The sequence below is a fragment of the Corynebacterium sp. HMSC076G08 genome, from assembly GCF_001811515.1.
GTDB lineage: Bacteria > Actinomycetota > Actinomycetes > Mycobacteriales > Mycobacteriaceae > Corynebacterium > Corynebacterium hiratae.
In genome coordinates this window covers 57,337-80,384 of record NZ_KV805087.1, presented here as the reverse complement: position 1 = coordinate 80,384, position 23,048 = coordinate 57,337, and the positions used below count along the sequence as shown (strand labels likewise).

The window sequence follows — 23,048 nt, the reverse complement described above, 5'->3', positions numbered from 1 at the left end:
GTCGCTGTTTAGACCATGAATGCGCTCGATGGGACGCGCTGCGGTTTCCGCACGTCTCTCGCGGATGTGGTTCTAAACGCCAATGTCCAATGTCCATTCGTTAGCGGCACCACCCAGCTGCTAGCGAGCCGAGTTTAGATAAGGGGTAGCCCTCTATGTACGCGATCGTCAAGACCGGCGGAAAGCAGTACAAGGTTGCTGAAGGTGACCTCGTCAAGGTCGAGAAGATCGAGGGTGAGCCGGGTTCCTCCGTTGCTCTCACCCCGGTTCTGCTCGTCGATGGCGCAACCGTCAAGTCGAAGGCCGCAGACCTCGAGAAGGTCTCCGTCTCCGCTGAAATTGTCGAGCAGGGCAAGGGCCCGAAGATCGACATCCTCAAGTACAAGAACAAGACTGGTTACAAGCGTCGCCTCGGTCACCGTCAGCCGGTGACCACGCTGAAGATTACCGGTATCAAGTAAGCCTTAACCGGCACTAATTCATCCCTGAAGGAGGGGAAACCACATGGCACACAAGAAGGGTGCTTCCAGCTCCAGCAACGGTCGCGATTCCGAGTCCAAGCGTCTCGGCGTCAAGCGCTTCGGTGGTCAGCAGGTTAAGGCCGGCGAGATCATCGTGCGTCAGCGCGGCACCAAGTTCCACCCGGGTGAGAACGTTGGTCGCGGCGGCGACGATACCCTGTTCGCTCTCGCTGCAGGCTCTGTTGAGTTCGGCGTCAAGCGTGGCCGTCGTCTGGTCAACATTGTTCCGGCTGAAGAGGCTGCTGCAGAAGCAACTGCCTAAGAGCCTCATGGCTTAATCCCGAGCTTTTCGCTCGGGATTTTGTCGTTTTACGCGGACGCCTTGGCGGGGGAGCGTGGAGAAGACTAAAGGGGCCGTGGGCTTCAGATCCCCGGTAGTGCCCAACTAGGACGGTATGCCAGGAACCGTTAGACTAGCGGGCATGGCACGATTCATTGACCGAGTGGTTTTGCACCTGCAGGCAGGCGATGGCGGACACGGCTGCGCCTCCGTTCACCGCGAAAAGTTTAAGCCGCTCGGCGGGCCCGATGGTGGCAACGGCGGCCACGGCGGAGACATCCTGCTGGAGGTCTCAACCCAAATCCACACCCTCATGGACTTTCACTACCGCCCGCACATCAAGTCCGAGCGTGGCGGCAACGGTGCTGGCGACTGGCGCAACGGCGCGCGCGGCAAGGACCTCATCCTCGAAGTGCCGGCAGGCACCGTGGTCTATACCGAGGATGGGGAGATGCTCGCGGACCTCACGGTCCCGGGAACCCGCTTCGTGGCTGCGGAGGGCGGCTTCGGTGGACTCGGTAACGCAGCACTGGCCTCGGCTGCTCGTAAGGCTCCGGGCTTTGCGCTGCAGGGAGAACCGGGTGAGGCGCGCGATCTCATCCTAGAGCTGAAGTCCATGGCGGACGTCGGCCTCGTCGGATTCCCCTCCGCGGGCAAGTCCTCCCTTATTTCTGTTCTCTCGGCGGCCAAGCCGAAGATTGGTGATTATCCTTTCACCACCCTCCAGCCCAACCTGGGCGTGGTGGACATGGGCCATGAGTCCTTCACCATGGCGGATGTTCCGGGCCTGATCCCTGGGGCCGCTGAGGGCAAGGGCTTGGGCCTTGACTTCCTGCGCCACATCGAGCGCACCGCGGTCCTGGCCCACGTGGTGGATACCGCCTCCATCGAGCCGGGCCGCGATCCGCTCTCTGATATCGAGGCGCTCGAGACCGAGCTGGCCAAGTACCAAGAGCTGCTGGAGCAGGACACCGGCCTGGGGGATCTGCGCGAGCGCCCGCGCGTCATCATCCTCAACAAGGCGGACATTCCCGAGGCCGAAGAGCTAGCAGAATTTGTCAAGGGTGACCTCGAAGAGAAGTACGGCTGGCCCGTCTTCATCATTTCTGCGGTGGCGCGCAAGGGCCTCGACCCGCTGAAGTACAAGCTCATGGAGATGGTCAACGAGCACCGCAAGGCTCAGCCCAAGGTCGCCGCGGACAAGAACCACACCATTATTCAGCCGAAGTCCGTGGGCAAGAAAAAGAAGGGCAGGTTCGCCGACTTCACCGTCACCCCAGACCCCGAGGTGGAGGGCGGCTTCATCGTCGAAGGCGAGAAGATCGACCGCTGGATCCGCCAGACGGACTTCGAAAACGACGAGGCCGTGGGCTACCTTGCGGACCGCCTTGCCAAGGCCGGTGTCGAAGAGGAACTGCACCGCCAAGGCGCGCAGGAAGGCTGCCCCGTGACCATCGGAGATATCACCTTCGAGTACGAGCCCATGGCTGGTGGCCGCGCGACCGACGCTGGCCGCGGACAGGATGGCCGCCTCATGAGCACCGAGCGAGTCTCGGCTGCCGAGCGTAAGCGCGCTTCCCAGGCACGCCGCGGTCTCGTCGATGAGTTTGACTTTGGCACCGATGGGGAGGTCACGCGCGAGTCCGCGAACCGCGATCGCTGGCAGGGCTAGCCCGGTATAATGAGCCGGTATGTCATCCGAACACGACAACCAGATCGACTATCCTCTTCCCCTCGAACCCTTCGAGGGGCCAACCCCGGAAATGGACTACCCGGAGACCGCCACGCTGTCGGAAAAATCCAGCGGCTTTTCCTCGCCTTTGCGCGACCAGATCGCACAGGCCAAGCGCATCGTCATCAAGATCGGCTCCTCCTCGTTGACGCGCGATGACTTCGTGACCTCGACTGAGAAGATCGATAAGATCGTTGATGCCGTGTGCGCCCGCATGAATGTCTCCGACATCATCATCGTCTCCTCCGGTGCGGTGGCCGCGGGCATGGGCCCGCTGGGCCTGACCACACGCCCCACAGATCTCGCCACCAAGCAGGCAGCTGCCGCGGTGGGCCAGGTCCACCTCGCCTACGAGTGGGGCGTGTCCTTCGCCCGCTATAACCGCACCATTGGGCAGGTGCTGCTGACCGCGTCGGACGTCGGCAAGCGCGATCGCGCCCGCAACGCCCAGCGCACCATTGACCGCCTGCGCCAGATGCGCACGGTGCCGATCGTCAACGAGAATGACACCGTCGCGACCTCCGAGATGCACTTCGGTGATAACGACCGCCTTTCCGCGCTCGTGGCCAATCTGGTTGGCGCGGATGCCCTTTTTCTCTTCTCCGACGTGGACGGCCTTTATGACAAGAATCCGGCGGAGCCCGATGCCAAGTTCGTGGAAGAGGTGCGCACCGGTAAGGACCTCAAGGCGGTGGTGGCCGGTGATGGCGGCAAGGTCGGCACCGGCGGCATGGCCACGAAGGTCTCCGCTGCCCGCCTTGCCACCCGCGGCGGCATCCCGGTGCTGCTGACCTCGGCGGATAACATCGGACAGGCGCTTGACGACGCCTCCGTAGGCACCGTCTTCCACACCCGTGAGGAGCGCCGCCTGTCTGCGTGGAAGTTCTGGGCGCTCTACTGCGCGGATACCGGCGGCTCGCTGCGCCTCGACGAGGGCGCCATGGAAGCCGTGGTCCGCGGCGGAAACTCCCTGTTGGCCGTGGGCATCACGGATATCAAGGGTGAGTTCAGCGCCGGTGAGATCGTGGACATTATGGGCCCCAAGGGCCAGGTCATTGGCCGCGGTGAGGTGGGCTATGACTCCGCCACGCTGCGCAACCTGCTGGGCAAGCACACCGAGGAGCTGCCGGAGGACATGCGCCGCCCGGTTGTTCACGCCGACTACCTGTCCAATTTCGCGTCCCGAATTTAATGCGCTATTTCATGGGCCCCGATGTGTGGGCAGCGACCGTGGCAGATATCGACGCAGCCGGGCACGAGCGCGTGGAGAGCTTGGCGGAAGCCGAGGTCTTTGTGAACACCGCCTCGGACCCGGCGCAGACCCCGGAGATTCCGGAGAATATCCAGTGGGTGCAATACTGCTTCACCGGGGTGAACCGCCATATCGAGGCCGGGCTCATCCGGCCGGATGGCCTGCCGTGGTGCAACTCCGCCGGCGCTTTTGCCAAGCCCGTGGCGGAATCCGCGCTGGGGCTCATGCTCTCCCAGGCGCACCACCACAAGGCTTTCGCGCTGGCGAAGTCCTGGTCGGTGGCGCGTGAGCTCGATGAATCCCAGGCCTGGCTCTATGACCAACAGGGGCCTACGCGCGTGCTCATCGTGGGCGCGGGAGGAATCGGCACGCAGCTCATGGCCTATCTCCGGCCCTTTGGCGTGCACATCACCGCGGTGAACCGCTCGGGCCGCCCAGTGGACGGCGCGGACGTAACACTCCCTATCGAGCGCGTCGACGAAGCATGGGGCGAGGCGGATTTCGTGGTGAGCATTCTGCCGGCGACAGAAGCGACGGAAGCTCTCTTTGATGCTGCGGTGTTCCGCGCCATGAAGCGCTCGGCGGTGTTTATCAACGTCGGCCGCGGCAGCACCGTAGTCACTGATGATCTCGTGGATGCACTGCGCACGGGCGAGATCGCGGGAGCGGGCCTCGAGGTCATGGATCCGGAGCCGCTTCCGGATGGCCACCCGCTCTATGAGCTTCCCAACGCTACGCTGACCCCGCACATGGCGGCCTCGGATCACGTGGCCCAGTACCACCTGGGTGCTATCTTCAATGCCAACGCCGCCGCGTGGGAGCGCGGCGAGGATATGCCCACGCGCGTCGACCCGGACGCCGGATACTAGCTAAGGAGGATGTGCATGAAGTACGCCATCGAACCACACCCGTGGGAGGAAACCATCGAGGTGCTTGACGCCGCGGGCTTTGAGCGCGCCCGGCTAGATGAGGCCTCCTTCCTCATCTACACCGGCGACGGCACCGACTTCCCGGACCCGCTGCCGGAGAACATTGGTTTCGTGCAGATTCCTTCGGCGGGCGTGGACCACGTGCTCGACGCAATGAAGGGGAGCAGCGTGCCGTGGTCAAACGCCGCCGGGGTCTATGACAACACGGTGGCGGAATCCACCATCGCGCTGCTTCTGGCGCAGCTGCACGCGCACCGTCGCGTCAACGGCACGTTCGATTCCTATGCGGACATGGAGGCCCACACCTCCTACCTCTACGACGATAAGACGGTGGCCATTATTGGTGCCGGTGGCATTGGCAAGCGTCTGATTAGCATGCTGTCTGGTTTCGGGCCGCGCATCATTGCGGTCAACCGCTCCGGCAACCCGGTTGAGGGCGCTGAGGAAACTTACCCGATTTCCCAGGTGGACAAGGTTTGGCCGAAGGCTGATTACTTCGTCCTTATCGCTCCGCTGACCCCGGAGACCCGCCACATGGTGGATGCGGAGGCTTTCCAACAGATGCCGGAGCATGCAGTGGTGGTTAACGTGGGCCGCGGCCCACTCATCAACACCGAGGACCTCCTCGCAGCACTCGAGTCGGGCGAGATCGCGGGTGCCGCGCTCGACGTCACCGACCCAGAGCCGCTGCCGGAGGATCACCCGCTGTGGCGGGATCAGCGCGTGGTTATCACCCCGCACATTGCCAATACGCAGCGCTCCGTGCGCGAGAAGATTGGCGCGCACGCCATCAAGGTGGCCAAGGCCTTCGCGGCGGGGGAGGAGCTGCCTACCCTGGTTGATCCGAAGGCAGGCTACTAATGGAGAACCCCGATATCCGCGTTGGTGATGCTGAGCGTTCCGCGGCCCTGGAGCAACTGAGCCAGCACTTCGTCAACGGTGCGTTGGGCCCCGATGAATTTGAGCAGCGCACCGGCGAGGCTGCCGCGGCGCGCACGCGCGGGGACGTCGAAAAGCTCTTTGCGGACCTGCCGGAGCTTTCCACGCCAAGCGCCCCAACACCCGCACGCCGCCACGAGGCGGAGTTGGAGGACATGCTCTCCCGCGGACGCAAGGTGCAGATAGTGGATTCCGTCATTTGGTCAGTGGCGATGATCGCGCTCTTCCTGGGCCTCTTCGTCTTTGACTGGAGCTATTTCTGGATCTCGCCAGTCATCGCGTTCTTCGCTTCCTGGGCTGCGCGCGGGGTGCTGAAGTTCAGCGAGTCGGATGAAGAGCTCTTCGATGAGCTGTCCGAAGGGGAAAAGAAAAAGCGCGCTGAGCGCCTGCGTGCCGCCGCTGAGCGCCGCCGCGAGCTCGAGGCCTAACTAAGGGCCGATCCGCGCCCATAGCTGCACAAAATCCCTGACAAGCGGGCAGACCTTCCGTACGCTGGTATAGCATGAGCAACACCGAACGTGAAGAAGTTCTGTCCAAAGCCCGCGCCGCCAAGGCGGTGGCGCCACAGTTCGCGCAGCTGCCCACCCCGCGCAAGAATGAAATCCTGAACTGCGCCGCCGAGAACCTCATCGCGCACACCGAGGACATCCTCGCTGCTAACCAGCTCGATATCGAGGCCGGCCGCGCCAACGGTATGTCCGAGTCCCTCATCGACCGCCTGTCGCTGGACGCCGCCCGCATCGAGGGCATTGCCGGCGGCCTGCGCCAGGTAGCCTCCCTCCAGGACCCGGTAGGGGAGATCCTGCAGGGGCGCACCATGGATAACGGCATCCAGATGAAGCAGGTTCGTGTGCCGCTCGGCGTGATGGGCATGGTCTATGAGGCCCGCCCGAACGTCACCGTCGATGCCTTCGGCTTGGCCCTCAAGTCCGGCAACGTGCCGCTGCTGCGCGGCTCCAAGTCCGCGAAGAACTCCAACGCTAAGCTCGTGGAGCTCCTCCAGGACACCCTCGTGGAGTTCGATTTGCCGCGCGAAGGCGTGCAGCTTTTGCCCTGTGAGACCCACGATTCTGTGCAGGACCTCATCACCGCCCGCGGACTGGTGGACCTGGTCATCCCGCGCGGCGGCGCGCGCCTCATCAATGCCGTGGTGGAAAACGCTACCGTCCCCGCCATCGAGACGGGTACCGGCAATTGCCACTTCTACGTCGATGCCTCCGCTGACCTGGACAAGGCTACCGATATGGTGATCAACGGCAAGACCCGCCGCACCTCGGTGTGCAATGCTACGGAAGGCGTGCTGATCGACGCCGCGCTTGACGACGCCGCAAAGCTCCGCATCATCACCTCCCTCCAGGAGGCAGGCGTCACCATCCACGGCGATGTGAAGGAGCTCGAAGCCTTCGGCGTTAAGGACGCCGTGGAGGCCACCGACGAAGAGTGGCGCGAAGAATTCCTCTCCATGGATATCTGCGCCAAGGTGGTCGATGGCGTCAACGGCGCCATCGCGCACATTGCTGAGTACACCACCGGCCACACTGAGGCCATCGCCGCCCAGGACGCTGACGTGCTGCTGACCTTCGCCAACGAGGTGGATGCTGCGGCCGTCATGCTCAACGCCTCCACCGCGTTTACTGACGGTGAGGTCTACGGCATGGGCGCGGAAATCGGCATCTCCACTCAGAAGTTGCACGCGCGCGGCCCGATGGCTCTGCCGGAGCTGACGTCTACCAAGTGGGTGCTGCAGGGCACCGGCCAGACGCGCCCCTAGAGGCAGCTCGAAAGCTACTCGAAAGCTGCTCGAAAGGAATTTTTCGAGCCTGACCTGCGCAAAACATCCTACTCGAAAACTTTTCGAGTAGGATGTTGCTCTGTGAGCGTAACTCGAAACTTTCACGAAGAGCCACAGCTGCTCTTGAGCGTGCCCGAAGATCAGTGGTTCGATCGTAAATCGTTCCGAATCAAGCCCAAGGATTTGGCAAAGACAATCGTCGGAATGGCTAACGCTGAGGGTGGCGTTGTTGCCGTGGGGATTACGGATCGTGAGTTTGACGGCCGCCCCACAGCGGGGCAGGGGAACGATTTGCGGCAGACCGCGTTGGACCATACGGATCCGACCGTTAAAGTTCGCATTGAAACGCTCGAAATTGACGAAGGCGTAGAGGTGTTCCTCTTTCATATCCTGCCCAGCGAACGTGTTCACTATTTGAGGTCGGGGGAGTGCTACCTGCGGGTGGGAGACGAGTCTAGGCATCTCAAGGCCGATGACATCCTCGAGCTTCGATACACCAAGGGCGAGCAGCAGTACGATGCTACTGTGCCGGCGCATGCTAGCTCAGAAGATCTCGATATGTCCTTAGTCGAAAATTACGCTGACATTATCGGTTCGTCTTCCGGCGTAGATTCACTCAACGCGCGGAATCTGATTGACCGCCAGGGGCGTCCGCGGACCGCCGCGCTCTTGCTGTTTGGAAAGAATCCGCAAGAGTTTTTCCCGAATTCTCACATCCGAGTACTTCGCTTCGCAGAAGATGAGCGCCTGCCAGGTCAGCAACAGCAGTTGATGGAAGACCGTCGCTTTGATGGTCCGTTGCCTGATCAGATCCGTGCAGCACAAGAGGTAATCGGTGGGATGCTGCCGACGGTTCGTAGGTTGTCGGGGGCGGGGTTATTTGAGGACGAGAATCTCATTCCGCATGATGTGTGGCTGGAAGGCCTAGTTAACGCTGTTGTGCACCGTTCATACAGTATGTCGGGTGATCATATTCGATTTGAGGTGTACCCCAGTCGGATTGAGATTTCTAGCCCCGGACGTTTTCCGGGTCTTGTTGATCCCGCTAAGCCTGAATCGATAGCACGTTTCGCGCGTAACCCCCTCATTGCACGCGTTACTGCTGAGTTACGCATAGGCCAAGAACTGGGCGAGGGCATCCGGCGTATGTTCGCTGGTATGCGCCGCGTCGGTTTTGCTGATCCCTCTTATGTGCAGACCAGTGGCAGCGTTGTTCTGACGTTGAAGGCAATTCAACGATTGAACGAGCAAGTGCTGCAGGATTTGCCCCGCCATGCTGAAGGGGCGTTGGCAGCGTTGGAAACGAGCGCACGTCCAATGTCTACGGGAGAAGTGGCCGAAGCTCTTGGCGTGTCAATTCCATCTGTGCGTCGTGCATTGCAAGCCATGCGTGACAAGGGGCTTGTGAAATGGAGGGGTAATGGTCCGCGCGATCCGCGGGCAGTGTGGTTTGTTGAGGGGCCTTTTGGGTGAGCTGAGTAGAGCTCGAAAGCTACTCGAAAGCTACTCGAAAGGAATTTTTCGAGCCTGACCTGCGCAAAACATCCTACTCGAAAACTTTTCGAGTAGATTGTTCGCCTTGTGTGGGGTTCGTGCTGCGCGGCGGGACAGGACTGGGTACTCTAAAGCGCGGTAATAACAAAGAACTGATTGGTGCCTTCCTCTCATGCTGTCCCGCATTGCTTCCTCCGTCGCCGCCGCCGTCGTGGCCGCGGCCGCCCTCATCGTCCCGAACACCGTATCTGTACCCGCCGCGCATGCCGACGAACAGTGCCCCGCCGTGGTCGTCGTCGCCGCGCGCGGCTCCGGCCAGAACGGCCAGATCTATCCCACGCAGTACTCCAACCAGGGTGGCCGAGCCTCCAATGGGTGGGAAGGCGAATCCATCCGCGCCATGCTGCACGGCGCTGAAGCGCGCTATCAGGCAACACACGGTGGCAACTCGCTGATGAAGGATGTCTACGTGCTGGGGCTGGAGCCGCAATACTACCCGGCGACGTACCCGGAGTATTCCGTGCCGAACGAGTCGCTTCCCACCACCGCGGCCGACTTGGTGCGCCTAGCCGCACAGTACGCCAACCCGGTCATCAACACCGCGGTCTCCGCCATCAACCAGTTCATGTACTCCGTACAGACCGGCAAGCGCGGCGTGACCAGCGCCATCAACAACTATGAGGCCGCTACCGGCTGCCACCCGCAGTACATCCTGTCCGGCTACTCCCAAGGTGCTATGGTCCTGTCCAACCACGAGCTGGAGCTAGCCCACCGCGGCCAGCTCGCCGGTGTCGTGACCTTTGGCAACCCGCTGACCCGCGCCGGGGATCCGGCCGTTGTCGGTGCGACCCAGGGCGCGGGCGGCCCGATGGGCCACTTCCCGCAGATGCGCGCCAACGTCAGCCGCGTGGACTACTGCCTGCCCCTCGATGCCGTGTGCGATCTCTCCGCCCATACCCTCTACGCCGCTAAGCCCACTGGCGGCTCCCACGGCCAGTACTTCTTCACCTACCACGAGTGGGATAACCAGGTCTACGATTCCATCGGCCGCATGGTAGACAGCGTTCGTTTCCGCTAAACAGGAAAGGGTGAAGCCTCTATCTCTTAGCATGTGTGCCGCGCTTGGCGCAGCAGCGTTTCTCCTGAACGTTCCTGCGGCCTCGGCGGGCGGTATCGACACCTGCCCCGACACCGCGGTGCTTGTCGCGCGCGGCTCGGATCAGAACGAGGAGCAAGGCGAATACGTGGGCCCGCAGCGCTACTCCGCGCGTGCGCCAGAATCCACGGGCTTTGAGGGGCGTAACTTTGCTGCGCTGTTTCACCAGGTCGAGCAGCGCCACCCGGGCGCTATGGATGGCGTCTATGTACTTGCGCTCGATCCGGAGGCATACCCCGCCGCCATGAACCTGCCGCCCTTGGCTCAGGAGGGAGAGGTCCTCAGCCCGCGTGACGTCGTGCGGCGAATCATGGAGATCCTCCAGCAGCACCCCATTGGGGACTTGGCGTATTCGGTGACGCTGGGGGCCGTCGATAGTCTGCGCACCGGTGTCCGCAACGCCCCGAAGGTGGTCGAAGACTATGAATCCACCACCGGCTGCCGCCCGCGCTGGGTGGCCGCCGGCTACTCGCAGGGCGCGCTCGTCGCGACAAGCGCCCAAAGCTACCTCGCTGATACCGGGCGCCTGCATGCAGTGCTGACGTTCGGCAATCCGCTCCACCAGGTGCCGTGGGTTCAGAACCGCGCCGGGCTACCGGAGCACCGCTCCGTCGATTATTGCTTGGACGGTGACTTCGTCTGCGACTTCTCCCCGGAAGCCGCCAACCGAGCGTTAGCCACGAAGGCCAAGCGCCATGCCTCCTACTTCCTGGGGGAGCCTACCGAGCAGGACGTGCAGGTCATTGATGCTGTGGCCGGTATACTCACCAGCCATGACTAGTCCACAACGCATCGGCATCATGGGTGGCACCTTCGATCCGATCCACAACGGCCACCTCGTCGCTGCTAGCGAGGTAGCCCACCGTTTCCGCCTCGATACGGTGGTCTTTGTGCCCACCGGCCAGCCCTGGCAGAAGGCAGATAAGCAGGTCACCGCCGCCGAGCATCGCTACCTGATGACCATGGTGGCCACCGCTTCAAACCCGCGCTTTACCGTCTCCCGCGTAGACATTGACCGCGAGGGCCCCACCTACACCATCGATACGCTGCGGGACTTGCGCGAGCTTTTCCCCGATGCCGAGCTCTACTTCATTACCGGTGCGGATTCTGTCGCTTCCATCATGAGCTGGCGGAACTGGGAAGAGATGCTGGAGATGGCGCACTTCGTTGGCGTGACCCGCCCCGGCTACGAGCTACGCAAGGACATGTTGCCGGAGGGCTCCCAAGACGACATCGAGCTGATCGAGATTCCCGCCATGGCCATTTCCTCCACCGATTGCCGCGCCCGCGCCGAGCAGGGCCAGCCGGTGTGGTACCTGGTGCCGGATGGGGTGGTGCAATACATCGCCAAGAATCACCTCTACAGCCCGCACCCGGAAAAACCGCTGTAGTATCCGCGCAGAGGCGGGGGGGAATTCGACTAGGAAAATGCGCCTTGTCGTGTAAGACTAGAGTTCTTAAGAGAAAAGTACTTGTGTAGGGATTGTCATGTCGATTACTGATGAAGCACGCCAGATGGCGGAAACCGCCGCCTTGGCTGCGGATGAAAAGCTGGCCACCAACATTGCCGCTATTGACGTTTCCGACGTGCTGGCGATTACCGAGGTCTTCGTCTTGGCCTCCGCCGATACCGAGCGCCAAGTGGCGTCCATCGTCGAGGAAGTCGAGGACGAGCTGACCAAGCAGGGCTTTGAGCCCAAGCGCCGCGAAGGCAATCGTGAGAACCGGTGGGTCTTGCTCGATTACGGCCCCATCGTGGTCCACGTCCAGCGCAACGATCAGCGCGAGTTTTACGGCCTGGATCGCCTCTACCACGACTGCCCGCTTCTCGACATCCCCGGTCTGGACACCCCGGAACGCCCCGGCGAGTGGTCTGATGAAGTCAACCCGCGCGACGTGGACTCGATCGATGAGATTCCCCTGGCCCAGCCAGAGCCGGAAGATGACGAATTATGACCCGCCGTCTCCTCCTCATCCGCCACGGGCAAACCACCTACAACGCCACCGGACGGATGCAGGGGCACCTGGACACCGAGCTGTCGGACGTAGGGTACTCCCAAGCGCGCGCTGCCGCTGACCTGCTCGAGGATAAAGGCATCACCGCGGTTGTCGCCTCGGACCTCATCCGTGCCCGCGAAACCGCTGAAATCATCGCCCGTCACTTGGGGCTTGCGGTAACCGTCGATAAGCGCCTGCGTGAAACCCACCTGGGGGAGTGGCAGGGGATGACCTCCGCCGAGGTGGATGAGCAGTACCCCGGGGCGCGTGCGCTGTGGCGCCACGACCCCACCTGGGCGCCGCCGCAGGGCGAAAGCCGCGTCGATGTGGCCAACCGAGCCCGCCCGGTCATTGATGAGCTCATGCAGGAGCACTCCGACTGGGATGAAGGCGCGGTGCTTGTCGTCGCGCACGGCGGCGCCATTTCCGCGCTGACCTGCCACCTATTGGGCCTTGAGCACCACCAGTACGGGATTCTCTCTGGTTTGAAGAACACTCACTGGTCGCAGCTGACCGCGCGGCCCGAGTTCGATGCCGCTCGTCCGCTCTCCCCGCTGGAATTCACCCCGGAGAACGTCAGCCGCGCCCAGTGGTACTTCGACGGCTGGAACATGGGCGGCGCCGTCGTTGGTGGCGCCGGGGCGGACGTCTAGTGATTCGCGTCGTCACCGATTCCGCCGCGGGGTTGCCGGCGGATATCGTCGAGGAGCTCGACATCTGCGTCGTGGACCTGCACGTCATGGAAAGCCACGGCAAGGATGGCGCGGAGCTGTCCACCTCGGGTCTGACTGCCCTCGAATTGGCCGCTTTATACGGCCGTCAGATGGAGCGCTCCGGCGATGACGGGGTGCTAGCCATCCACCTGTCGAAGGAACTGTCCTCGACGTGGTCGGCGGCGGTGACTGCCTCCGGCGTTTTCCCCGACACCGTGCGCGTCATCGATTCCGGCACCGCGGGCATGGTCATGGGTGCCGCTGCCATGGCCGCAGCGAAGCTTGCCCAGGAAGGCGCCTCACTCGACGAGTGCTATGCCGCCGCCATCAACACCCTCGAGCGCGGGCACACCTTGGTCTATCTCAGCTCGACGGAGGAGCTGCGCCGTTCTGGGCGCATGTCCGCGGCCACGGCGATGCTGTCGACCGCGCTGCTGGCCACCAAGCCAATCATGGCGATTGAGGGCGGCAAGCTGGAGATGGTGGGCAAGACCCGCACCCAAACCAAGGCCTTTACCAAGCTCGTGGATCTGGTGGCCTCCCGCGCGGAGGGCAAGCCGGCGTTCATCGTGGTCCAGTACAACGAAGACAAGGTCTCGGCCCGCCGGCTGGAGGACCTGCTGCGCTTGGCGTTGCCGGATTCATCCTTCATGCTGGTGCCGCTTACCGACGTCCTCGCGGTCCACGTCGGCCCCGGAGCCATCGGCGTCTCCGCGGTCTTTAGCTGACGGCGGAGCCGAGCTAAAGACGTTGTTGATGTCTTCAACAAGTTATCCACAGGCTGCGGCTTAAGCCCTCGACGGGGGTGTGGGCGCTGCGTAGCGTCGCGGGCATGAACGCCATTGCTGATCGTCTCCGCGACCTCACCCGCCCCACCGGGGAAGAAGAACTGCTCAACGTCGACTTTCCGCGCGTGCGCGTGCCACCCTGGCTGGCGCTTGTCGTAGCAGGTTTAGCCGGCGTCGCGCTCCTCGCCTGGCTGGGGCTGAGCCGCAGCGCGGAGAACCCTTATGAGGTGGCCGCGCCGAGCAGCGAGGTGGCGGCCGACATCGTGGTCTCCGTCGTGGGCGACGTCGAGCAGCCGGGCCTGGTGACCTTGGCACCGGGCGCGCGCATCAACGACGCCCTTGAGGTGGCACGCCCGCGCGTGCCCACCGACAACCTCAACCTGGCGCAGAAGCTTAACGACGGCGAACAGATCACCGTCGGCGCTCCTCCCGCTGCCCTAGGCGCTGCGGCCGAAGACACTATCTCCCTCAACTCCGCCACCGTGGAGGAGCTCACTGAGCTTCCCGGGGTCGGGCCGGCCACGGCTGCGGCGATCATCGCGCACCGCGAGGAAGTCGGGAGCTTTACCACCGTGGAGCAACTCATGGACGTCTCCGGCATCGGACCGGCGAAGTTCGCGAAGCTCAAGGACAAGGTTCGGCCGTGAGGGAACTGCGGCTCGTACCCGCCGCGGTGGTCGCATGGTTGGCCACGCTCGCAGTACTTTTCGGCTACCCCTGGCTGCTGGGTGGGCTCGTGCTCTTCGCTTTAGCGCGCGGGCAGTGGCGTGGCCAGGGCATCTTGTGCGCGGCAAGTGGGGCCATCTTTGCCACCCTTGCGCATGTGCGCTCGGTGCGCGCGGCGGGCTTTCATTTTGGTTCGGAGGTGACGGGAAAACTTGCCGCCGACCCCACCCAGACCGCCTCCGGGTGGATGGTGCGCTTGCGCGTGCCCGGCTACCCGGCGCAGCTGCCGGTCTTCCTCAAGGAAAAACCGGAGGCCTTCAGCGGCTCCCTTGTCACGGTGCACGGTCACCCCGGTCCGTCTGACCGGGTAGGGGTAGGGCAGACCGTCTTCAGCGGCGAACTCACCGCGCACGCCCATAGCTGGACCGCCGCGGTGGCGGAGAACTTCCGCGCCGTGTGCGATAACGGCCTTATCCCTGGCATGGTGCTGGGCGATACCAGCCTGCAAAGCCCCGAGGACAAGCAGCTTTACATCGACACCGGGCTGTCGCACTTGAGTGCTGTGTCGGGCTCTAACGTCGCCATCGTGTGCACCGCGGCCGCGTTGGTGGTGCCGGGGCCGCGGGCGAGGGTGGGGGCGTCGGCAAGCGCGTTGGCGTTATTCGTGGCGCTGGTGGGGTGGGAGCCCTCCGTCCAGCGCGCCACCGTCGCTGGGCTGGCCGGTTTGGTGGCGGTGCTCCACTCCTCGAAGATGGAACCGCTCCATGCGCTCTCCCTCGGCGTGCTGTTCCTGCTCGCGGCGGACAGCGACCTAGCGGTCAGCTTTGGGTTCGCGCTCTCCGTGGCGGCGACCGCCGGCATCGTGGCGCTGACCCCGCTGCTGTTGCGCGTGCTGGGCACAGGTATTGTCGCCCGCGCCTTCGCCGTGGCCATCGCCGCGGATATCGTGACCATGCCGCTCATCGCGCTGATGTCCGGGCGGGTCTCGGTGGTCTCTGTCATCGCCAACGTGCTGGTGGCTCCGGTCGTGCCGGTCATCACCGTCGTGGGGCTTATCGCCGCCGCCCTGGCGCAGGTGGGGCTGGGCAGGCCGCTTGTGATCCTCATTGAGCCCTTGGCGGATTGGATCCACTTTGTCGCCTCCTCGATGCCCGTGACCACCGTGGCCGCCGGCCCTATTGCGGTCCTGTTGCTCGGCGGGTGGATCATCGCGGCGTTGCTAAGATGACAGGTATGTCTTCAGCCCCCGTGCACCTCATCCTCGGCGATGACGAATTCCTGGCCGAGCGCGCCCGCCTGAGTATCCAACACGGCGAAGTAACCAAGCTCAAGGCCTCCGAGGTGAGCGAAGGCGAAATCCTGGAAGCGACCAGCCCCTCCCTGTTTGGGGAGGACCGCGTCATCGTCATCAGTGATGTGGAGCGGGCCGGCAAGGAGGTCACGAAGATCCTCCTCGACGCCTGCGCCAACCCGATGCCCGGCATCACGCTCATTTTGATCTACTCGGTGACGGCGAAGACGCTGAAGAAAAAGAAGAAGCCGCCGGAGCTCATCGCGGCGCTGCGCAAGGCGGCCGAGGTGCATGAGGTCTTTTCCCTCTACCCGAACGAGCTCGCGCAGTGGGCTACCCGTGAGTTCGCCTCGCATGGGGTGCGCCCCACCCCGGATGTGGTGCAGGCGCTTCTCGACGGCGTCGGCTCCGACCTCCGCGAACTCGCCTCCGCCATCTCGCAGCTGGTCTTCGACACAGGTGGCAAGGTAACCCGCGAGGCGGTGCACGCGTATTACGTAGGCGTGGCAGAGGTGGCCAACTGGGATATCGCGGATGCTGCTGTGGCTGGCCGCGTGGAGGCGGCGGTCTCCACATGTCGTCGGGCGCTGCAGTTGGGGGCGAGCCCCGTTGCCATCGCCTCGGCGCTGGCTAACAAGGTGGGCAACATCGCGCGGCTCTACTCCGCGCGCGGGGATCAGTACTCGCTGGCTTCCCAGACCGGCATGGCGCCCTACGCGGTAAAACTCACCCAACCGGTGGCGCGGCGCTGGTCGGGGGAGAACATCACCAAAGCCGTGATCCTCATGGCGGAGCTGGATGCCGCGGTCAAGGGCCAGGGCGGGGACGAGGACTTCGCCATCGAGGCGGCCGTTAAACGGGTGGCGGAGCTAGCGCGCTAGACTAACCCTCCATGGATGACATCCAGAACTTTGCCACCAAGCTTTTTGACTTTGCCCGCAACGGCGATGCCACGCTGCTCGAGTACATCAAGCAGGGCGTCAACGTGGACATGGTAAACCAGGACGGGCAGTCCTTCATCATGCTCGCCGCCTACCACGGCCATGCGGAGCTGGTACGCCAGCTCGCCGCGGCGGGGGCCGACGTCAACCTCCTCAACGACCGTGGCCAGTCGCCATTGGCCGGAGCGATTTTTAAGAAAGAAGACGCGGTGATCGACGCCCTCCTCGACGCCGGCGCCGACCCCTCCGCCGGCCAGCCCAACGCCCTCGACTCGGCCCGCATGTTCGGCCGCGAGGACCTCCTCGAGCGCCTGTCATGAGCTGGTCCGCGTTTGCGGCCATCCTCCTGATGAATCTCGTCGGTGCGGCAGCACCCGGCCCTGACATCGTCCTAGTGACGCGCTATGCCACGCGCTCGCGCCGCCACGCCATTGCGGCGGCGACGGGCATCCAGGTCGGCGTGCTGTTCTGGTGCACGCTGACCGTGTTCGGTGCGGCCGCCCTGCTCACCGCCTTCCCCGGCGTCCTCTCGCTGATTCAGGTGATCGGTGGCTGTTTCCTGGTGTTTATGGGCGTGCTCTCCATTCGCTCCGGGCTGGAGCTGCGCAAGCAGCCGCCCGTCGATGAGGAGGAGGCGGCCGCACGCTTGGGGTCGGTGGGCAAGGTCTTCCGCACGGGTTTGGCTACCAACTTGTCCAACCCGAAGATCGTGCTTTTCCTCGCCGCTATGGTCGCCCCGCTTCTGCCGCCGCACCCGCCGGTGTGGGTATCAGTGGCGCTGGTGCTGAGCTTGTCGTTGTCGAGCTACCTGCTCTTCGTGGTCCTCTCGACGGTCATTTCCACCCGCGCGATTCGCCGACGACTCTTGGCCGCGGGCCCGTGGATCGACATCGGCTCCGGAGCCTTCTTCGTGGTGGCTGGCTGCGCTCTGGTGTGGGCCGGCATCCAGGCCGCCTAGGCCTGCTCGAGTAGCTCCGCGAGCCACTGCGACCACGCCGCGACCGTGGCGGATCGGCGGCGCACAGTCGTCTCGCCCAGGCCCAGGTGGGCCGCGCGCATGAAGACCAGTGCTTCTTCTTTATTCACCGCTCGGCGGGTAGCCACGACGTGCTGTACCATGTCCCGGAACACCGGGCGGGAGGCCAGGGCCTCGACGAGGGTGAGATTGCGTTCATCGCGCGTGCCGCTGAGCTTGGCCAGACCTAGGTAGCGGGCGGCGTTGCTGTAATAATCAGCCTGGCGCGGGGTAAAACCAAATTCCTCGGGCATCGCCGCCTTATCCACAGGGTTCTCCAGCAAGCTGATGACCCTTGCAAAGGAGTCCGCCTGGGGGAAAGGTACGCGCGTGTCTTCGACCTGCGTGCGCGCCAGCACCGCGCGCACCGTCGCGTCAGTTACGCCTGACTCGCCCAAAACATAGCGCGCCGCGCTCACCAGCTCGATGCTGCGGAAATCCTCCGGCTGCCTAAACGCGTAGCGGTAGAAGTGGAAAATACCGTTGGAATACACCAAGTACACCGGCACCACTTCCTTCTCCAACGCCAGCGAGAAGCGGCGGAAAGGGAAATAAAGCTGGCGGATGTTGAAGTCGGGGGAGAGGTGGTTCTTCGCCTCCACGAGCACGAGGTGTTCGGCGGATTCGAAGCCGGCATCGATCTCCATCTGGGCGCGGTCCACCACCACGTCGCGCCCGCCGATACGCATGGGCAGCGTGAGCGTCGACATGCGCCCGCTGACCGTCGGCACCAGCTCACCGCCCAGGAAATCTTCGAGCATGCCGCTTAAGCTTGCCGCGGTCAGTGCCGCTGCCTCCGAGGTCAGGTTCTCGAAGTCAATGGACTGGATGTGGCTCGGAACCGGCATCGACTTCAGCGGCCCGGCCTGCTCCGGGAAAGGCTGGTACAGGTCAAAGCGGCCAATCAGGTAGGCATCGCGGCGAATCGGCAGCATGGACAAACCGTGCTTTCGAAACACTTCGGGGCGCGCCGCCGAAAAGTCATGCTTGGCCATCAACCGCGGCTCGCGGCCCGATAGCTCCTTAAGCTTCGCGGCGGGCAATACCGCAAAGCCCTGGTCCGCGATGTCGGCGGCGATGTGGGGGTAGACGAGGTCCCAGGCGGCGTCGTTAAGCATAATTGCGCACGAGCACCTCATCGACCTTGCCGCGCTTCGAGGCCACGGAGTTCACCGCGCGCGTGGCCCCCACGATGTCGATGTGGTAGTCCGCGTACAGCTCCTTGATGAAGTCCGTCGCGGAATTCGACAGCAGGAACTTCACCCCGCGGGCATTGAGGTCGTCGCAGGTTTCCTTCAGACGAATCTGGTCCGCGCGGCCAAAACCACCCGACTGGTAGCCGGTGAAATTGCTCGTGGGGTTGACCGGATCGTAGGGCGGGTCGAAGTAAACGAAATCCCCCTCGTTGGCCTCCACCGCGGCGTAGTCGCCGTTATAAAACGTCACGTCGTGGGAGGACAGGTACTCCGAAACCGCACGCAGATTGGGCTCATCGCAAATCTTCGGGTTGGCATAGCGGCCAAACGGGGCGTTGAACTGGCCCGAGTTATTCACCCGATAAAGCCCGTTGTAGCAGGTCTTATTCAAATAAATCGTGCGGGCGGCCCGTTCGACGGGGCTCAAGTGCGCAAAACCCGGCTCGCGGTCGCGGGCGCGCATCTCGTAGAAGAAATCCGAATCATTCGGATAGCCCTTTAACAGGGCGATGAGCTCGTCCACGTTATCGCGGACCACCTCGTAGACGGTGATGAGCTCGGTGTTCAGGTCATTGACCCGGGCGCGTTCGGGCGCCAAAGAAAAAAGAACCGCTCCGCCGCCCAAGAAAGGCTCGACATAAGTATCGAAGCTCTCGGGCAGCACGGAGTGGATAGCGGGTAGCAGCTGGCGCTTTCCCCCGACCCACTTCAGGAGCGGTTTCATTTAGGCCATCTTGTTGAAGGCGGTGGCCATGCCGGACTTCTTGTTAGCCGCGGTGTTGCGGTGGAAGACGCCCTTAGACACGGACTTGTCCAGTGCGCGGGAGGCAACGCGCAGCTGCTTCTCGGCTGCAGCCTTGTCACCAGCGGCGACGGCCTCACGGAACTTGCGGATCTCGGTACGCACGGCGGAGCGTACGGACTTGTTGCGCTGACGAGACTTCTCGTTGGTCAGGATGCGCTTCTGCTTGGACTTGATGTTTGCCATCGTTATACCTCTTAGAGTCGTAGGAATGTGCAACCGAGGAAGGCGGACCCAAGGTCCTGACCGCCAGCGTGCCCCGGCATCCCAAAAAATTTAGCAGGGCTCGGACCGAATCCCCAAATCAGGCCCAGTGATAACGCGAGCGCAGCCGGTTGGCGATGCGCTCGAAGCGGCGTTCCGGGAAGAGCGTGCCCTGCCGGCGGCATTGTTCCTCGGAGATTTCCAACACGCGGTCCATCCGCACCCAGCACTGCCGGCCGGATTCGTCCCATTCGCCGGTGCCGATATCGAGCCATTCCTCTTTGTTCGCGTGGCCCGGGTTGGGGGAGATGAGCAGACCCAGCACGGTGGTGCGCGTGCGCGAGACAATGAGCACGGCCCGCTCGCGCGGCGGGGACTGCTTGCCATCCGAGGGTGCCCACACCCAGACAACCTCGCCGGAGTCTGCCTGCCCGTCCATGTCGGGGGTGAAGAAGACGCTGCGCGGGTGGGCGGCGGCACACTCGACGCGAATGTCGGCGGCCTTGCGCGGTTCCGTTACGGAATCATTCTGGTTCAACCCCAAGCCTTCGGTGATGCGCTCGAGACCGACGTCGACAGGCTCGGGGCCTCCGATACCGAGAATGCGTGCCAACCTAGACATGTCGTCTATTCTAAACACATGTCTACAAACTTCGCGGCCACTACGTTTACGGATCCGTCCAAGATCCGAAACTTTTGCATTATCGCCCACATCGACCACGGCAAGTCGACGCTGGCTGATCGCATCCTGCAGTTGTCGCAGGTGGTGGAGGAGCGTGATATGCGCGACCAATACCTCGACAACATGGATATCGAGCGCGAGCGCGGCATCACCATTAAGGCGCAGAACGTGCGCTTGCCCTGGATTCCTCGCTCCGGTGAGTTCGAGGGCCAGGAGATCGTCATGCAGATGATTGATACCCCTGGCCACGTGGACTTTACCTACGAGGTCTCCCGCGCGCTGGAGGCCTGTGAGGGCGCCATCCTGCTTGTCGACGCCGCCCAGGGCATCGAAGCCCAAACCCTGGCCAACCTTTACCTGGCCATGGAAAATGACCTGGAGATCATCCCGGTCCTGAACAAGATCGACCTGCCCGCGGCCGACCCGGAGAAGTACGCCCTGGAGATTGCCCACATCATCGGCTGCGAGCCGGAGGAGGTGCTGCGCGTGTCCGGCAAGACCGGCGAGGGCGTGCCGGAGCTGCTGGATAAGGTGGCGGAGCTCATCCCGGCACCGACGTCCGAGTTCGGCGAGGATGCCCCGGCCCGCGCGATGGTCTTCGACTCCGTTTACGACACCTACCGCGGCGTGGTGACCTACATCCGCATGATGGACGGCAAGCTGACCCCGCGTCAGAAGGTCACCATGATGGCCACGGGTACCAACCACGAGCTGCTCGAGGTGGGCATCGTCAGCCCCACCATGCAGAAGTGTAAGGGGCTGGGCCCGGGTGAGGTGGGCTACCTCATTACGGGCGTGAAGAACGTGCGTGAGACCAAGGTGGGTGACACGATTACGTGGGCGTCGAATGGCGCTACTGAGCCTCTCAAGGGCTACGCCGACCCGAACCCTATGGTGTACTCCGGCTTGTTCCCGATCTCCCAGGCGGACTTCCCGGACCTGCGTGACGCGCTGGAGAAGCTGCAGCTTAACGACGCCTCCCTCACCTTCGAGCCCGAGACCTCCGTCGCCCTGGGCTTCGGCTTCCGCTGCGGATTCCTGGGCCTGCTGCACATGGAAATCACGCGCGACCGTCTGGAGCGCGAGTTTGGCTTGGACCTGATTTCGACTGCGCCTTCGGTGACCTACCGCGTGGTGGCAGAGGACGGCGAGGAGTCCATGGTGCACAACCCGTCGGACTGGCCCGGCGGCAAGCTGCGTGAGGTCTACGAGCCGATCGTGAAGATGACCATCATCGTGCCGGAGGAGTTCGTCGGTTCGACGATGGAGCTGTGCCAGTCCAAGCGCGGTCAGATGGGTGGCATGGACTACCTGTCTGAGGACCGCGTGGAGCTGCGCTACACCATGCCCTTGGGTGAAATCATCTTCGACTTCTTCGACATGTTGAAGTCCCGCACCAAGGGCTACGCTTCCCTCAACTACGAGGAGGCTGGCGAGCAGCTGGCGGACCTGGTGAAGGTGGATATCCTCCTCAACGGTGACCCGGTGGATGCCTTCTCCGCCATCGTGCACCGAGATTCCGCGCAGTGGTACGGCAACAAGATGACGAAGAAGCTCAAGGAGCTCATCCCACGCCAGCAGTTCGAGGTGCCCGTCCAGGCGGCCATCGGTTCGAAGATCATCGCGCGTGAGAACATCCGCGCCATGCGCAAGGATGTTCTGGCCAAGTGCTATGGCGGCGATATCTCCCGTAAGCGCAAGCTGCTGGAGAAGCAGAAGGCCGGTAAGAAGCGCATGAAGTCCATCGGTTCCGTGTCCGTGCCGCAGGAGGCCTTCGTGGCAGCGCTGTCCACCGACGCCGAGTAAGGCAGCCAGTGCTCAAAACCACTGGTGCGGCCACGGCCGGCACCGCCGGCTCAAATCCCTCGCGCCGGCTGCCATTACCGGGCAGATTCAGATCCTGCGCCGGCTGGAGTTTACGAGATGCCGCGTGATCTACGGCTGTGGATGAAAGCTACTCAGCATTAAATGAGTAGCTTCCGGTGAGCTGGTTGTGGATTGTCACCGAGTAGTCCTGGCCGTTGGCGTTGGCACCATCTACAAGCATGGCGAGCTCTTGGGCGTTGTAATGGCGACTTAAACCCACGTACAGAATGAGCAAGAGGACACTGCCTGCGACTGCAATAGCAGTGGTAATCTTCCATGCGCTTACTGGGTTGGTCACGAATAGCCCTTTCATGCGTAAGAGTTGTTGCGCTTCCTGCAGCTGCTAACACGTTAACAAGCTCCCCGCATTCGTGACAGTGCACGTTGTCCCTTAAAAGGGAAGCGGGGACACCCGCACTACTGGGACGGTGGGGCGTAACCAGGGATTGCCGGCTTCCCATCTACCTTGTTGTGCTTGGCGGGCTTCGCCTTTAAGGGCTTAAGGATCCTGCCGTGGCTGCCCCTGCTGTATCCGGCGGCGAGTGAAGCGTGGTTAAGGATCGCCGATATGCCCGTCAACCATCTTTCGATTGGCGGGTGCTTGGTGTTGGCGCAGGTTACCGGCGCTTTTTGTGTTTGGTGGTTGGGGTGTTAACTGCTGTCGGGTGGTTCCTCTGGTGGTTGTCCTGCTTGTTCGGTGTTGAGTCTGGCTAGTGCTTCTTGGTATTCCGGCATCGCGGTTATCGGGGTACCCCACGGTGGGATGAAACTAACCCCGGTATTCAGCCGGT

The 23,048-nt window shown here is 63.1% G+C and carries 26 protein-coding genes; 21 read left to right on the top strand and 5 right to left on the bottom strand.

Annotation, left to right across the window (positions count from 1 at the left end; translation table 11 throughout):
* Positions 1–155: 155 nt before the first annotated feature.
* From rplU to HMPREF2806_RS12630, 20 genes are all read left to right on the top strand, one after another.
* Positions 156–461: a 50S ribosomal protein L21 gene (rplU, locus tag HMPREF2806_RS12725; RefSeq protein ID WP_010190885.1), complete on the top strand. Its 306-nt coding sequence runs from the start codon at positions 156–158 to the stop codon at positions 459–461.
* A 43-nt stretch (positions 462–504) separates the two neighbouring features.
* The gene (rpmA, locus tag HMPREF2806_RS12720; protein WP_010190882.1) at positions 505–783 is read left to right on the top strand and encodes a 50S ribosomal protein L27; all 279 of its coding nucleotides are present in this window, start codon (positions 505–507) and stop codon (positions 781–783) included.
* A gap of 160 nt (positions 784–943) precedes the next feature.
* On the top strand, positions 944–2,473 hold the full coding sequence (gene obgE / locus HMPREF2806_RS12715; protein WP_049157130.1) for a GTPase ObgE: 1,530 nt from the start codon (positions 944–946) through the stop codon (positions 2,471–2,473).
* A 91-nt stretch (positions 2,474–2,564) separates the two neighbouring features.
* Complete coding sequence (gene proB, locus HMPREF2806_RS12710; protein ID WP_232745485.1) at positions 2,565–3,725, top strand: glutamate 5-kinase; 1,161 nt, start codon at positions 2,565–2,567, stop codon at positions 3,723–3,725.
* Positions 3,725–4,654, top strand: coding sequence for a D-isomer specific 2-hydroxyacid dehydrogenase family protein (locus HMPREF2806_RS12705; protein WP_070509961.1), 930 nt, complete (start codon positions 3,725–3,727; stop codon positions 4,652–4,654). The genes proB and HMPREF2806_RS12705 overlap by 1 nt, the downstream gene beginning before the upstream one ends.
* A gap of 15 nt (positions 4,655–4,669) precedes the next feature.
* Entirely contained in the window at positions 4,670–5,575 is a 906-nt protein-coding gene (locus tag HMPREF2806_RS12700) for a D-isomer specific 2-hydroxyacid dehydrogenase family protein (RefSeq protein ID WP_070517909.1), read from the top strand.
* The gene (locus tag HMPREF2806_RS12695; RefSeq protein ID WP_070517908.1) at positions 5,575–6,081 is read left to right on the top strand and encodes a DUF1707 SHOCT-like domain-containing protein; all 507 of its coding nucleotides are present in this window, start codon (positions 5,575–5,577) and stop codon (positions 6,079–6,081) included. Before HMPREF2806_RS12700 ends, HMPREF2806_RS12695 begins: the two co-directional genes overlap by 1 nt.
* Before the next feature lie 74 nt (positions 6,082–6,155).
* Positions 6,156–7,424 carry a glutamate-5-semialdehyde dehydrogenase gene (locus tag HMPREF2806_RS12690; protein WP_070517907.1) on the top strand — a complete coding sequence of 423 codons (1,269 nt, stop codon included), beginning with the start codon at positions 6,156–6,158 and terminating at the stop codon, positions 7,422–7,424.
* 102 nt (positions 7,425–7,526) lie between these two features.
* Positions 7,527–8,918 carry an RNA-binding domain-containing protein gene (locus HMPREF2806_RS12685; RefSeq protein ID WP_070517906.1) on the top strand — a complete coding sequence of 464 codons (1,392 nt, stop codon included), beginning with the start codon at positions 7,527–7,529 and terminating at the stop codon, positions 8,916–8,918.
* A gap of 193 nt (positions 8,919–9,111) precedes the next feature.
* Positions 9,112–10,017, top strand: a complete 906-nt coding sequence (locus HMPREF2806_RS12680) for a cutinase family protein (RefSeq protein WP_070517905.1) — start codon at positions 9,112–9,114, stop codon at positions 10,015–10,017.
* A gap of 10 nt (positions 10,018–10,027) precedes the next feature.
* Positions 10,028–10,876, top strand: coding sequence for a cutinase family protein (locus HMPREF2806_RS12675; protein ID WP_070517904.1), 849 nt, complete (start codon positions 10,028–10,030; stop codon positions 10,874–10,876).
* Entirely contained in the window at positions 10,869–11,486 is a 618-nt protein-coding gene (gene nadD / locus HMPREF2806_RS12670; protein WP_049156470.1) for a nicotinate-nucleotide adenylyltransferase, read from the top strand. Before HMPREF2806_RS12675 ends, nadD begins: the two co-directional genes overlap by 8 nt.
* Before the next feature lie 97 nt (positions 11,487–11,583).
* Positions 11,584–12,051 carry a ribosome silencing factor gene (gene rsfS, locus HMPREF2806_RS12665; protein ID WP_046648992.1) on the top strand — a complete coding sequence of 156 codons (468 nt, stop codon included), beginning with the start codon at positions 11,584–11,586 and terminating at the stop codon, positions 12,049–12,051.
* The gene (locus HMPREF2806_RS12660; RefSeq protein ID WP_070517903.1) at positions 12,048–12,746 is read left to right on the top strand and encodes a histidine phosphatase family protein; all 699 of its coding nucleotides are present in this window, start codon (positions 12,048–12,050) and stop codon (positions 12,744–12,746) included. Before rsfS ends, HMPREF2806_RS12660 begins: the two co-directional genes overlap by 4 nt.
* Complete coding sequence (locus tag HMPREF2806_RS12655) at positions 12,746–13,534, top strand: DegV family protein (RefSeq protein WP_046648993.1); 789 nt, start codon at positions 12,746–12,748, stop codon at positions 13,532–13,534. The genes HMPREF2806_RS12660 and HMPREF2806_RS12655 overlap by 1 nt, the downstream gene beginning before the upstream one ends.
* Before the next feature lie 104 nt (positions 13,535–13,638).
* On the top strand, positions 13,639–14,241 hold the full coding sequence (locus tag HMPREF2806_RS12650; RefSeq protein WP_070517932.1) for a ComEA family DNA-binding protein: 603 nt from the start codon (positions 13,639–13,641) through the stop codon (positions 14,239–14,241).
* Complete coding sequence (locus tag HMPREF2806_RS12645) at positions 14,238–15,488, top strand: ComEC/Rec2 family competence protein (RefSeq protein WP_070517902.1); 1,251 nt, start codon at positions 14,238–14,240, stop codon at positions 15,486–15,488. Before HMPREF2806_RS12650 ends, HMPREF2806_RS12645 begins: the two co-directional genes overlap by 4 nt.
* On the top strand, positions 15,485–16,432 hold the full coding sequence (gene holA / locus HMPREF2806_RS12640; RefSeq protein WP_070509990.1) for a DNA polymerase III subunit delta: 948 nt from the start codon (positions 15,485–15,487) through the stop codon (positions 16,430–16,432). Before HMPREF2806_RS12645 ends, holA begins: the two co-directional genes overlap by 4 nt.
* 11 nt (positions 16,433–16,443) lie before the next feature.
* Positions 16,444–16,812: an ankyrin repeat domain-containing protein gene (locus HMPREF2806_RS12635; RefSeq protein WP_046648995.1), complete on the top strand. Its 369-nt coding sequence runs from the start codon at positions 16,444–16,446 to the stop codon at positions 16,810–16,812.
* Entirely contained in the window at positions 16,809–17,450 is a 642-nt protein-coding gene (locus tag HMPREF2806_RS12630; protein WP_070517901.1) for a LysE family translocator, read from the top strand. The genes HMPREF2806_RS12635 and HMPREF2806_RS12630 overlap by 4 nt, the downstream gene beginning before the upstream one ends.
* Here the strand turns inward: HMPREF2806_RS12630 and HMPREF2806_RS12625 are convergent.
* The 4 genes from HMPREF2806_RS12625 to HMPREF2806_RS12610 form a co-directional block, all read right to left on the bottom strand.
* Positions 17,447–18,625, bottom strand: coding sequence for a type II restriction enzyme (locus HMPREF2806_RS12625; RefSeq protein WP_232745483.1), 1,179 nt, complete (start codon positions 18,623–18,625; stop codon positions 17,447–17,449). The genes HMPREF2806_RS12630 and HMPREF2806_RS12625 overlap by 4 nt on opposite strands.
* The gene (locus HMPREF2806_RS12620) at positions 18,618–19,427 is read right to left on the bottom strand and encodes a DNA adenine methylase (protein ID WP_049156448.1); all 810 of its coding nucleotides are present in this window, start codon (positions 19,425–19,427) and stop codon (positions 18,618–18,620) included. The genes HMPREF2806_RS12625 and HMPREF2806_RS12620 overlap by 8 nt, the downstream gene beginning before the upstream one ends.
* Positions 19,428–19,691, bottom strand: a complete 264-nt coding sequence (rpsT, locus tag HMPREF2806_RS12615; protein ID WP_010190855.1) for a 30S ribosomal protein S20 — start codon at positions 19,689–19,691, stop codon at positions 19,428–19,430.
* Positions 19,692–19,809: 118 nt separating this feature from the next.
* Entirely contained in the window at positions 19,810–20,331 is a 522-nt protein-coding gene (locus HMPREF2806_RS12610) for a type II toxin-antitoxin system PemK/MazF family toxin (RefSeq protein WP_049156445.1), read from the bottom strand.
* 18 nt (positions 20,332–20,349) lie between these two features.
* Here HMPREF2806_RS12610 and lepA point away from each other — a divergent pair, with 18 nt between their 5' ends.
* Entirely contained in the window at positions 20,350–22,197 is a 1,848-nt protein-coding gene (gene lepA / locus HMPREF2806_RS12605) for a translation elongation factor 4 (RefSeq protein ID WP_049156442.1), read from the top strand.
* Positions 22,198–22,345: 148 nt separating this feature from the next.
* Here lepA and HMPREF2806_RS12600 read toward each other — a convergent pair whose 3' ends face one another.
* Positions 22,346–22,555, bottom strand: a complete 210-nt coding sequence (locus HMPREF2806_RS12600) for a hypothetical protein (protein ID WP_046649061.1) — start codon at positions 22,553–22,555, stop codon at positions 22,346–22,348.
* Positions 22,556–23,048 lie beyond the last annotated feature (493 nt).